The following is a 13,599-nucleotide window of genomic DNA, read 5'->3' as shown; positions in this document are numbered from 1 at the left end:
CTCGTACCACTCATAGGTATAGGTCCCCGGAATGTTATTATCTGCAGTAAGGGTTAAATCACGCACTAGTGTTCCATCCGCATCCACACAAATCACATGGGAGTTATTAGGAGTCGTAATCACAGGCTCTGGAAGTAAATCCACCGTCATGCTATAAGAAACCACACGTGCACATCCCGTTAAGTTGTTCTCCACACGAATCCATAACAAATGGGTATAGGTCATATAATTTACTAAATCAGTGATGGCATTGGTTTCATTCTGTGCATCCAATTGGGTGTTGTAGAAACTTACCGTAAAATCGGTACTAGGTTGTGTCCCCAAAGCAATCGCCACCAGCGGAGTCAAGTCATAGGCAAACTGCCCATCGTTTGTTCCGTCGGTATCACAGGTTTCAAACGGAATAGACGGTACGTCAGCTTGTGGCTTGGGATTCACCAAGATATTGAATGTTCCCGCTACCGAGCGACAACCTGTCGTACTGTTGGTCGCTACCACATACAACGTTTGTGGGTTGCTCGTATTTAAGTAACCGTTTGGATTAGCAATCAACTGCGTGAGTGCTGCATCTTCGTAGAAACTCAAGGTATAATTGCTTAGTGGTAGCGTATTCCCTGTAAGCAAGTTGGCCTGACCCCAAGCGGTTAAGTTAAACGCCGTGATGTTATCGGTATCGTCGTCACATTCTTGGTAATCGGCCACAGGCTGTACCAAGGTCGGCAACGGATTCACCGTTAAGGCTTGTTCAACCAGTACATAACAGTGTTCGTTAAACGAGTCAATGTTCAAGTTGCTCTCCACACGAATCCATACATTCTGATTCACGTTGGCCGTCGTTGGGGTAAGAATCTCATTGGTATTTGCCACCGCATCGTTATAACTCGGGTAGTAATGCAAACTCACATTGGCTTGCCCGTTTAAGATATAAGCGGCATTCACCGTCAAGTCAAAAATCTCATACCCATCTCCTGGACTATTCACATCACACTTCGCCGCCAAAGCCGGTGGGTTGGTGCGCGGTGTGGGAACTGGCAATACCCGCACGGTTAAGGTACGGTAGCTTTTACAACCTGTAGTAGTATTGGTAGCACCTACGAAAATCGTTTGGTTAGCCGCAATGATATTGGTAAACGCGCTTGGGGTATTGATCGGTTGGGTATGGGCCGCATCCAAGTAGAATGCAAGGGTATGCCCGGGAACCGTACCCACAAAGCTGACCAAATCAAAACTCGTAAACTGATTATTTGGTGTGGCATCATCATCACACAATGCATACAGCGTAGGCGTGGTCAACACCAAAGACGTGTTCACTTGCAAGTCAAACGAACCCACCGCAAAACAATGCGTTGATTTGTGCTCCACACGCACCCAAATAGTCGTCGTGCCACAAGCGGTATAGTTGGTTGTATTCACAATCGGGTTGATACCCGCTGGTGAAGCTGACGCATCGGCTTGTGAAGTGTAATAGGTTACTGTATAGTTATTAGCTGCTGTAGTTTGTTGGGCCAAAACCGCAGGAGTCTGTGACGCTAAGTTAAAGGTCGTACAACCGTCTTGTGGGTTGCTGTCTACATCACAGTTGTTAATCGTCGGCAAGTTGGTTGGCGCTATCGGCGAAACATTCACTTGTAAGGTTACAGGAACTACCGTGTAACAGCCTGTAGTAGGATCTTCGGCGCGAACCCAGATAATCTGTACAAACGGATCGTTATTGATAAACGGTTGAGTTAACGGAATTGCGTTAACGGGCGTTTGTGCATCTACTTGCGTAAGATGGTAGCTGATGTTGTACAAAGCTGGCGTACCCATTAACAAGACAGGCGTTAAGGTATTTAAATCAAACTCACCCACACCGTCTTGGTTGTCGTCACACACCACATACGGAGCCGTTGGCACATTCGGTGCCGGCTTCGGATTCACAATCAAGTCCATGGTAGACACTACATAACATCCCGTAGTGGTATTGGTTAAACGAATACCGATAGTTTGGTTGTACGGCGCTCCGTTTTGATAGGCTGCCGGATTCGCAATCGCGTTGGTATTGGCATTGGCATTAGCCAAGGTCGGATAAAACTTCACTTGAATGCCCGTTTGTCCGTTTAAGATAGTTGGTAATTGCGAATTCAAATTAAAGAATTCATAGCCCACAGGAGCGGTCGTTTCACACAATTCATATTGCGGGAAGTACCCAACGGCAGGTAACAGCGGTAGTGGGTCAACCACCAAGTTTACGGACACTACATCAAAACAGCCTGTAGTATTGTTTTGCACACGAATCCACAATGTCGTTGAAGCCGAGGTAAAAGCATTCGTTCCCGATAAGGCATTTTGAGGAACCAAAGCATCGGCTTGTGACGTATAATAAGTCACTGTATGCTGTGAAGCCGATAAACTACCCAATACCTGTGGGTTCACCACTGTATTCAAGTTGAACACCGCAATACCATCCGTGTTATCATCACATTTGTGGTAATCCGCTGGAGGCGTCGCTACTGGTTTTTTATTCACGATTAATTGTAACGTAGTATATGACGGACAGTTCGGTGCAAGAGGATCAAACACCCGAATATATAATGTCTGTTGGTCGTAATCATTATTACAGAACAATTGCGTCAACGGAATCGGATTCGAACCCGTTTGTGCATCGGTTGTCGTTAAGTGGAACGTCACTTGAACATTCGGATCGGTTGTGATTTCAGGAATCTTCGTAATCAAATCAAAGGTACACGCCACGCCGTCGTTGTTGTCGTCACAGACGATGTAGGGGGTGGGTTGATTTGATGGTGGAGATGTAATAGGATTTACTGTAGCAACACTGGTATCTGCTGGACAAGGAGAAGCTCCTGAAACAGTATAGGTAAATGTACTTACTGTAGCATTAAATCCAGGAATGAAAGTCCCGGCCCCTGCATTAAATGTTCCTCCAGTACCCGAAGTTCTTATCCAAGTCCCTCCATTTTGTTGGCCAGAAATTACCGTAGCTAAAACCACTGGAGTTGTTGACTGACATACTGTAATAGAACCATCAGCCCCTGCATTTGGTGCTAATGAAATATTTACAGTCGCCACACTTGAATCAGGGCCACATGGATTTACTCCATTTACTGTGTAAGTAAATGTGCTTGTTGTAGCACCAACTGCTGGAGTAAACAAACCATTTACTGCATCAAAGTTACCTCCACTTCCAGAAGTTCTTACCCATGTTCCACCGGTTTGTTCTCCCGTTATTAAATTAAAAAGATTAATTGTTGTGGTACTAGTTTCACAAACCGTAGTAGAGCCACTATTTCCTGCTGATGGTTGTATATTTACAGTTAGCGTTGCTAAACTGCTATCAGAAATACAGGGTGCAACACCGGTTATGGTATAGGTAAACGAACTTGTTGTAGTAGTCGAACTAGGTGTAAACAATCCAGAAGCTGCATTAAATACACCACCAGACCCAGAAGTCCTAACCCATGTTCCTCCTGTTTGCTCACCCGTAATCAAACTATATAAATCTATTGTTGAAGTATTTGTATTACAAATTGTCAAATTACCATCAAGACCTGCATCGGGTTGCGCCTGAATAGTTACCGTAGCAACACTATCATCATTTGCACAAGGAATAACACCAGTTATGGTATACGTAAATGTACTTGAAGTAGCACCAATTGCAGGGGTGAAAGTCCCCGAAGTGGCATTAAATACACCGCCTGTACCTGTCGTTCTAACCCATGTACCGCCCGTTTGCTCTCCTGTAATTAAATTAAACAAATCAACAGGAGTTGTACTTGATTCACAGACCGTTGTAAAACCATCGACACCAGCATTAGATTGAGGCACTACATTTACAGATGCAACACTGCTTGAATTGACACAGGGTGCTGTTCCAGTAATAGTATATGTAAACGAACTTGAAGTCGCTCCCACTGTAAGATTGAAGGTTCCAGCAGCGGCATTAAAAACTCCGCCTGTTCCAGTTGTTCGCACCCAAGTCCCACCTGATTGTTGTCCGGTAATTACTGTATTTAAATTTATGGTCGAAGGGTCATTGCTACAAATAGAATAGTTTCCATTTGAACCTGCATTAGGTTGAGCAGATATAAAAATTGAAGCAGTACTTGAATCCGGTGAACATCCAAAACCACCTAAAAGTGTATACGTAAAGGTACTTGAAGTTGCACCAATTGCAGGTGTAAACAACCCATTAGCGGCATCAAAATTACCTCCCGTTCCTGTGGTTCGAACCCATGTTCCACCTGTTTGTTCGCCTGTTATCAAGCTAAACAAATCAATTGGAGTAGTACTTGTTTCACAAACCGATGTTAACCCATCAATCCCAGCATTAGGTGGTGAAACAAGAATCACAGAGGCCACACTACTGTCGTTTGGACATGGTGCTGAACCTAAAATTGTATACGTAAAAGTACTTGAAGTTGCTGTAACTGTAGGTGTAAACGTACCTGCACCAGCATTAAAGATTCCTCCTGTACCTGAAGTTCTCACCCACGTACCTCCTGTTTGTTCTCCAGTTATTAGACTATATAAATCTATTGCTGCGGTATTGGATTGACAAACCGTTATGGAACCGTCTGTTCCAGCATTTACTGCACTATTTACTGTAAATTGGATTTCTTGATAAGGACGACAAGTCACATCAGTTGGAGCAGGGTTTAAAATTGCATAGATATAATAGGTCCCGGGTAAATTTGGAATTGACCCTGAAGATCCTAAAATTCCTGCATCATGACTAGCAACACCTGCACTAGGAGTAACATCTGCTAAAGTAGTTCCTCCAGTATACATTGCATCCCCTGTTTGAGGAGAAGTAAAATATACAAATCGAATTGAATTTGCGCCCGTTGCACTTGTAGTTACAGAAAAAGGTGTTGGATCAGCTCCCTGACAAACCGTGAGATCACTGGAAGGATTTGTAATTGTCTCACAAGCAACTGAGGTAAGATTCAAAGTAAAAGATTGTATTGAAACACAACCATTTCCACCAGTCTCCAATGCAACTACATAAATAGTTTGACCATTAGCTAAAGCAGTATAAGCTGTTGTATTTGATATTGGGTTAGCAATATTTTGAGCATCCGCTAATGTTAAATGATAGGATATATCATAATCAAATGGATCTAAACCGTTCAACACTATTGAAGTATTTTGGTCTAAATTAAAAACTGGATTCGTAACTGGTTGGAATAAATTGTTAGGATTTCCAACGGGCATTGGTGGATAATATTCTACCGGAAAGGGACAACTACTTTGAGTAGTACCGTTAGGGAATGTTATGGTTACAGAATAAGAACCTGGCTGAGAAATTACGTAGGTGTTATTATTAGAACCTGGGATTGGCGAACCATTAAAGTACCATTGGTAAGAGGCTCCCGGTGTTGGCGTCGCTTCAGCATATACAGGGCGTGTATTCCCAAAACAAATGGCGTTATTAGTTGCAATCAAATAGCCATCTAGACCGAAACCACCCGTTTGTAATGGGAAATTAAAACTTCCAGCACCCAAGAAAACTGCTGAGTCATATGCATCGTCATTTCTATCAGCAATAACTAATTTAATATGATAAGTGTTATTGGGAACAACATTTGAAGATGCCGTCATTCGAATTGTATTCCCGTTAAAATTGGTGGGCGCAGCCAGAGACTGAGCGTTGGCAGCATTTCCATTGGTATAATATCCGAAATAACTAGGATTTACAGAACCGCATGTTCCATTATGAGCTTGATCCCTGATAGTCAAAACAGAAATCGGAGTTGTCGTACTTGGAACTAAAGCTAAATTTGTTGTAGGAGTTCCTGCTGTAGTATTCGTTAAGAAGAAGGCAAAAGCATCTGAATACTGACATTGGAAAGTACCGTATTCTTCCGAAGCAAATACAAAGTCAAAACTCATTGAGGTGGTCAATGGAACAAAATCAAATTCTAACAATGTTGCATTATTGTAATCAATCAGTCCGGGATCAATCCCTAAGCCATCAATATAATTGAACAATTCTGTATCTCCTGGCCAATCTCCATTGCTTTGAATTGAAGTGTTTGGACCCGATGCTTCAATCGCACTACCCGTACTTAAAATCACACCCGCTGATAATGGAAAGTTGACATTAGAATTGGTGAAATAACCAATACCGTTATCAGACCCAAAGTTTGTCCCTGTGCTCCAAGTGATATTTGATATTGAACCTGTACAAGAGTTACTAGTAACTCCCGGAGGTAAATTAAATAGTTTTTCACGGACCAATTGTGGCACATTATACGTGGTCACATCAACATTGATAGCCTGAGAAAAACCCAACTGAAATGCCAGTAAAAAGAATAGTAATTTCCCTTTCATTCGCTTTTTATTTTGAATCGAAATCCTTTACAGACAACGAGTAATTTGTTAATTAATTGTTTAAAACTTCAAATATAGTATTTCTCAAAAAATATCTTTGTTAAATTTGCAGAAATTACCCGTAAAACCATGAAAATTACTATAAAAGAAACGCAAAACCCTACGATTTTAAAATTCGAATTTCCAGAATTTATTACAAACGGAAGAAATTACGAGTTCAAAAATATAGATGAAACAAAAAATTCACCTTTAGCACAAAAACTTTTTTACCTGCCTTTTGTTAAAACCGTCTATATATCAGGCAATTTCGTTGCCATAGAACGCTTTAGCATTGTAGAATGGACTGATGTACAAGAAGAAGTGGCCGCTCAAATTGAAGCATTTGTTGCAGATGGTGGAAAAATTATAATCGAAGACACTGCTGCTAAGAAAATTCCGATTTCTGTATATGGTGAAACCACTCCCAATCCAGCGACGTTAAAATTTGTTGTCAATCGAAAAATTACAACACAAGCGTTAGAGTGTAAAAATATTGACGAAGCGCAAGCCTCTCCCCTAGCCAAAGAACTTTTCAAATTTCCGTTTGTAAAAGAAATCTTTATAGATGAAAATTACATTTCAATCACCAAATACGAAGTGGCTTCTTGGGATGAAATCACTTTAGAAATGCGAACATTCATCAAAGAATTTATTGAAAATGGAGGGACAGTTGTCGATGAAACTTTGGTACAATCAGCGCCAAAACAAGAAAAACAACAAATCAAGAATTTTGACAACCTCGACACCACTTCGCAACAAATCATCAATATTTTGGAAGAATATGTGAAACCTGCTGTAGCTGCTGATGGTGGAAATATTCTTTTCGATTCCTTTGACGAAAACACAAAGCGTGTAAAGGTGGTGTTGCAAGGTTCGTGTAATGGCTGTCCATCGTCAACATTCACCTTAAAAAATGGCATTGAAAATATGCTAAAAGACATGCTAAAAGACCAAGATATCGTGGTTGAAGCGTTGAATTCTTAAACCAAAAAAAGATGAAAAAAATACATTTCTTGGCAATTAGCATCGGACTTATCACCTTATTAATCGGTTGTAAATCCGAAAAATCTTCCGTTGATTTTACACAAATCACTAAAGACTATTTTGACGGTAAAAATCAATTAAATCCACTTGAAGCAACCGTAAACGGTCAATCCCAATTCAATGATCAATTGCAATTTGAAATGACCGATGGTTACCGAAAAGATCAACAAATATTTTTTGAAAAAACAGAGAAATCACTGCATGATGTAGACTATGAAACGCTTTCCCCTGAAGAAAAAATCAGTTATGACATAATAAAATGGGAAGTTAGTGTCGGACAAGAAATGTTGCAACATCCCAGCAATTTGATTCCGCTCAATCAGTTTTCTGGAACTCACTTAACCATGGGGCAATTTGCTGGAGCGGAAGGGGCACAACCTTTTAAAACTGAAAAAGACTATCGCAACTTCCTGACTCGTATGGACAAATTTGCAGTTTGGATGGATTCTGCCCAAGTCTATATGAAAAAAGGGATCGCGAAAAACTATGTATTACCCAAAACACTAACCGAAAAACTTATCCCTCAATTTGAGGAAATGGTTACACAACCTGAAAAACACTTGTACTACACCGCTGTTACCAAATTCCCCTCAACTTTTGACCAAGCTACACGTGACAAATTAACCGCCGATTACAAAAAAGCAATTCAGGAGAAACTCGTACCTTCTTTTCAACGTATGGTTGCTTTTTTGAAAAATGAATACCTCCCAAAATCGCGACAAACAAGTGGTATTGGTAGTTTAACCGGCGGAAAAGAATGGTATGCTTCATTGGCAAAACAATGGACCACAACGACGAAAAGTCCGGCCGAAATTCACGAACTCGGCTTAAAAGAAGTAGCTCGCATAAAAGCGGAAATGGAAAAAGTGAAAAATCAAGTGGGCTTTAAAGGAAGTATCATCGAATTTTTTGATTTCGTTCGCAACAAAAAAGAATTGATGCCTTTCAAGTCACCAGAAGAAGTGATTGCCAACTTTGAAAAAATTCACGCTACCATCAAACCTAATGTGGATAAATTGTTTGCCTTACAACCTAAAACACCTTTCCGCATCAAGCGTACCGAAGCGTTTCGTGAGAAAACAGCCAGTGCCGAATATGTGCAAGGTGCTGCTGACGGTTCACGTCCGGGAACCTTCTATGTTCCGATTCCAGATGTAACCCATTATAATTATTATGGCGACGAAGATTTGTTTTTACACGAAGCGATTCCTGGTCACCATTTCCAAATTTCGTTACAACAAGAAAATAAGGACTTACCCGATTTTCGCAAATTCAATTGGTTTGGTGCCTACGGCGAAGGTTGGGCACTGTACACAGAAAGTTTAGGAACTGAACTCGGCTTGTACAAAGACCCTTTTCAATATTTTGGAATGTTGAGCAACGAAATGCACCGCGCCATTCGATTAGTGGTAGACACGGGCATGCATACCAAAGGTTGGACACGCGAACAAGCCATTCAATTCTCATTGGAAAACGAAGCTGAAAGTGAAGCCAGTATTGTTGCCGAAATCGAACGCTACATGGCGATTCCAGGTCAAGCGCTATCCTATAAAATTGGGCAATTGAAAATTCGAGAGCTACGCGATAAAGCCCAGAAAGAATTAGGAAAATCTTTTGACATTAAAATGTTCCACCAAATTGTATTGGAATCGGGTGTCATGCCATTGGCACTTTTGGAACAAAAAGTCAGCGATTGGATTGCTACTTCGAAATAAAAAAAAGCCCCGTAAAATGGGGCTTTTTTTATTTATTCATTTTATCTTCTACCTTTTTAAAATCAATGGCTTTTCCATCGATATCATAAAATTGGTAACGGTATTTTAATTTTCCTTGCACCTCTTCAATATCCACATGCATTTGGTAAAACCCGCCATTCCATTCTAAAATAATATCAAAATAATAGTCTCCAACGCCAAAACTAGAAGGTAAATTACACACATAAACTTGCTTTTTAGATTTCAAATTTAAGGTTGGGATTTCAACATTTTGATAGGCGCCCACATCTTCTGTACTAAAGGTACGCCCCATATAATTATAATCTTTGGCTTTCTTTTTACGACCGCCGTTTTCGGTGTAAATATCCTTAATCGAAAAAATCACATCTTTCAAAGAAAATTTTCCCGTGTTCACCAAATTGAATTTTAATTGATGGATGTAAGTAAGTCGCTCTCCTTTTTTTCGAGCTTCATTCACTTCTTTGGTTTCACTTAAATCAATATCCGTGATCTCAACGATGGGAATATTATCCGAGGCAATTTGCGCTTCTAAATTCGGTTTTGCCTCTTCTAGTTTCGTTTCCGTTTCGACCAACTGCTCTTTCGTGTCTTCGATTTCACCTTTAATATCATCAATTTCGCGATTGGCACGGTCTACTTTTAGCTCTCCCGTTTCTTGTTTGGTTTTGGCTACTTCATTCGAACTATACAAATAAAACAAAGCCCCGGTAACCAGGACAATCCCAATAAATGCGACAAGTAATGCTATCATAACGGTTCTCTTTTTCATATCATCAATCCGGAGAGGATACAAAAATAACCAACCTTATTCATTAAATAAAACTAGCTCAGAGAAGTTCTTAACAGTTTGACAAAGTGTTGTTAACTGTAGACAAAAAAAAGGCTGTCTTTTTGAGACAGCCCTTATTATTATTTTTTAATCAATTTGTAGTGTATTTTTTGTTGGTCAGCAGTGAAAATAGTAACGAGATAAACGCCGTTTTCTAATCCCGACACATCCACTTGTTCTTGAATGCCTCCCGTTAATTTTTGTTCAAAAACTTTGGCACCTAATAGCGATCGCACTTCAACATTCGCTCCTATCAAATTCGTTGAACCGAAATCAATGGTAAGAATACCTGAAGTGGGATTCGGGTACATTACTACATTTTGCAGACTATTTTCAGGTGTCGCTAAAGGTGCTACAAAAAGTGTTTCAAACGTATTGGTAATAATCGCCGGATTAAAATCAAAATAGATATACGCCGTATTTGAGATACTATCACCCACTTCATATCCTGCTCTTGGTTTGACTTTGAAGGTAACAAAGCCTTTTCCAATGGAGGTATTTGCTACAGAAACCGGCAAATTGATAGAAGGGAAACGCCAAGTTAAGGTAGAACCCACACGATCTAAGGAATAATCATGACTCGAAGCTACCATAGTTACTGTGGTTTCATCCAATTGCGCCTCTAATACATCTTCCACCCGAATGTTTACTGCACTCGCGGTTCCCGTATTTTCAAAACGAATCGTGTAGTACAAGTAATCGTCTGCCGTAAATTGCGATTGAACGATTTCACGACCGTGGGCTTCCATTTTATCATTAGGATCGTACGAATTAATTACCAAATCATTCAATGTAAAATCGTTATTCTGAGGCACCACATCACCAGAAACAGGTAATATTGACGCTGAAGAAACCAATACATCATCCGCATTGACCACAGGAACAGCGGGCACTTGTGCTGTAACCTCAAAATGACGGGTTTCAAACGGTGCTAAATTGGTAAATCCATAACTAAACCCATTGGCTGTTGGCGTTGCGCCATTGGGCGTATTGATTAAGGTTACCAATGCATCTTTGGTATAATTAATCGAGCCCGAACTAATAGTTTGGTTACCCAAATTGGAATAAATCACACGTTGGGTGTACATAAACCCAGGTCGGGGCGAACTCAAAGACACAATCGAAACCGCTAAATCATTATAGGATTGCACTACAGTTACTGGGAAATAATAGGTTTGAACACCGCTTCCAGGGGTAATCGACAAGTTGGACATCAAGGCCGGATTTACCGCATACTGCGCAGCATAATTGGACTGAATGGTAAACCCAACATCGTATGTATTGGCCATATTTAAATCATAAAGAGAAAGATTTCCATACGGATTGGAATAATGGTGCACTACACCATCATTGTTTCGCTCATACGAAAATTCACCCAAGGGAAAAGGTGATTCTCCCACATCCATGGTTCCGTTAGCATTACTATCCAAGAAGGCTTGAAACTGCATCCCACTGCAATCGATTACCGCTTGACTTCCCATATTGGAAATACGAATAAAACCCTGTTGATAACTAAAATTAGTCACCATAACTAAATAGTATTTCCCACCAATGGCATTGAATGTAGGATATTCAATTGGTGAAGCCGAATAACTACAATTCACTATATTAGATGTTGTAGTCATAGAGCAAGCTGTAATAGGGTCATCAAATGGTCCATAAATAACATAGTCAACATCTATTTGTGTGCCTGCAAAATTGACATTTTGATTTTGTTCAATTTTTAAATTCAACACCCCCGACTGACTAATGGGCATGTAAAACCAAGTTGGATTTGGAGTAGTAGTCAAACAACCTGCGCTTCCCGCTGAATTTACATTTACGGTGTTTTGAAACGGAATTCCTAAATTACCACACAACGAATTGGCACCTTGACAAGTCGATGCCGGATTACAATTTCCAAAGGTGCGAATGCTAAAAGAGTGTATTTGATCACATGCATTCGGAATGACTTCGCGTACAAAAATCGGGAGCGATGTTCCTTGTACATTTACCGAATAACTTGAAGGCGTACTGATCGGATTTTGTTGCAATTCCGCGTTAGTAGCACTCGTGTAATATTCTAACGTATTGTTTGAAGAAATTTGAGTCGCTAAATTGGTTAAGTTGAAAACGACAATCCCATTGTTATCCACATCACATTCAGAATATTCAACATGCGGCGTAGTATCATAGGTGTACGATTGCACGAAAAAGAAAACAACCGACGTAAAGAAACTTCCATCATTTTTTAACACGCGCACATAAACAGAAGACGACCCAACGCCTACACAATGATTGGTGTCAATTGGATTAACGCCTGCTTCTGCCTCACTGGCACTAGCGTGATAGGTAATAGTGTGCTGACTTGGGTCATGGGTTCCAATAATTGGGGCATTATTTAAGGTCAAATCAAAACACGCTAAATTCGACCCATCCACACAGTCTTGAAACGATAAGGGTTGTCCATATTGTGGCCCACAAGCCGTTGTTGTAAAGGAATACACGCTACTCCAGTTACTTCCATTATAAGGACTGAATTCACAAATTGTTCGTACAAAAAATTCATAATCGGTAGCACATTGCAATCCGGTCAAATTAATCACAGAATTGGGCGCTAGATAGATTGTGCCTTGCGATGGTGGCGGACCTCCAGCGGGCTGCACCACGACTTCCCAACCATACAACGGTTCGTTCGGATTGCTTGACATCATGACAATTTGAGCACTATCTTGTGCTGTGCTTAGTACTGAAGCCGTTGGTGTTGTACAAGTGCTACAAAACACACTTACCAATTGAATATCACCGATTGATCTACAGCCTGTATCAACATTCATGACACTGTAATATACTGGAGATAAAGTTGGTGTAGCTGCTAAACTTTGGTAACAACTAGGATTTAAAATTTGATTGGTATTCGCTTCCGCATCGAATAAAGAAGGGAAATACTGAACTAACAAAATGGGATTCCCACCCGTTACTTGATTATCTATTGAAGTCAAATCTATGCAGGAAGAAGCTCCTGGTGTATTGGTACACACCGTTAATGTAAACGTGTTTGCAGTAGGCAGTTGATTCAAACCTAACACTAACGTGGTTAGCCCATAATTTGAAGGATTCGCATCTTCTTCAACACGAACAAATAAAGTCAAGTTCCAAGCTGTATTCGTATAAATGGGATTAATGGCGCCAACATCATTGGCCGCATCCATTTGCGTTAAATGAAAAGTAACCGTATGTTCGTTAGGCGACAAACTTCCTAAAATCTCGTACTTTTTTGTATTCAAATCAAAAGTCTCAACCCCATCATTATTGTAATCACAGAGATAATAGGGAGAAGGTGGATTCAACGGAATTTGCGCATTCCCCTTTATACTAAAGCATAAAAAGAAGGCAATAAAAGCGTAGTATTGTTTCATAAAGCACTCGTTTTTGTTTGATTTTGAACGCAATATAAAAATTTAATACTTAGAAATCATACGAATGAAGAAATTCATCCTTATCAACTAGTAATGGTATTGTTTGAATTAGTATTTCGAAGTATTGTGAAATAATTCTCCTTTGAATTGAATTTCGAACCAAAATTCATAAAAAAAGGTCCAAACAATTGTCTGAACCTTAGTGTGGTTGATAGTCCTC

Annotated in this window: 5 protein-coding genes; 2 read left to right on the top strand and 3 right to left on the bottom strand. The window is 40.2% G+C overall.

The genetic code is table 11. The features are described from left to right. A partial coding sequence (locus EQG61_RS04365; RefSeq protein WP_129460665.1) for a choice-of-anchor L domain-containing protein occupies positions 1-6,333 on the bottom strand: 6,333 nt, incomplete at its 3' end. A gap of 129 nt (positions 6,334-6,462) precedes the next feature. On the opposite strand from EQG61_RS04365, the gene EQG61_RS04360 reads away from it, so the two are divergent. Together EQG61_RS04360 and EQG61_RS04355 are read left to right on the top strand one after the other, a co-directional pair. Then, on the top strand, positions 6,463-7,356 hold the full coding sequence (locus EQG61_RS04360) for a NifU family protein (RefSeq protein ID WP_129460664.1): 894 nt from the start codon (positions 6,463-6,465) through the stop codon (positions 7,354-7,356). 11 nt (positions 7,357-7,367) lie between these two features. Then, positions 7,368-9,131 (top strand): DUF885 domain-containing protein, encoded by a 1,764-nt coding sequence (locus tag EQG61_RS04355; RefSeq protein ID WP_129460663.1) that lies wholly within the window; start codon positions 7,368-7,370, stop codon positions 9,129-9,131. A gap of 28 nt (positions 9,132-9,159) precedes the next feature. On the opposite strand, the gene EQG61_RS04350 is transcribed toward EQG61_RS04355, so the two are convergent. Together EQG61_RS04350 and EQG61_RS04345 are read right to left on the bottom strand one after the other, a co-directional pair. After that, positions 9,160-9,903 carry a coiled-coil domain-containing protein gene (locus EQG61_RS04350; RefSeq protein ID WP_129460662.1) on the bottom strand — a complete coding sequence of 248 codons (744 nt, stop codon included), beginning with the start codon at positions 9,901-9,903 and terminating at the stop codon, positions 9,160-9,162. Between the two features lie 158 nt (positions 9,904-10,061). Further along, positions 10,062-13,379, bottom strand: coding sequence for a DUF7619 domain-containing protein (locus tag EQG61_RS04345; RefSeq protein WP_129460661.1), 3,318 nt, complete (start codon positions 13,377-13,379; stop codon positions 10,062-10,064). Positions 13,380-13,599: the final 220 nt, after the last annotated feature.

The sequence above is a fragment of the Flavobacterium stagni genome (assembly GCF_004122105.1).
In the GTDB taxonomy this organism is placed as follows: Bacteria; Bacteroidota; Bacteroidia; order Flavobacteriales; family Flavobacteriaceae; genus Flavobacterium; species Flavobacterium stagni.
The sequence above is the reverse complement of the archived record's forward strand: the minus strand, read 5'-3'. Positions and strand labels throughout refer to the sequence as shown.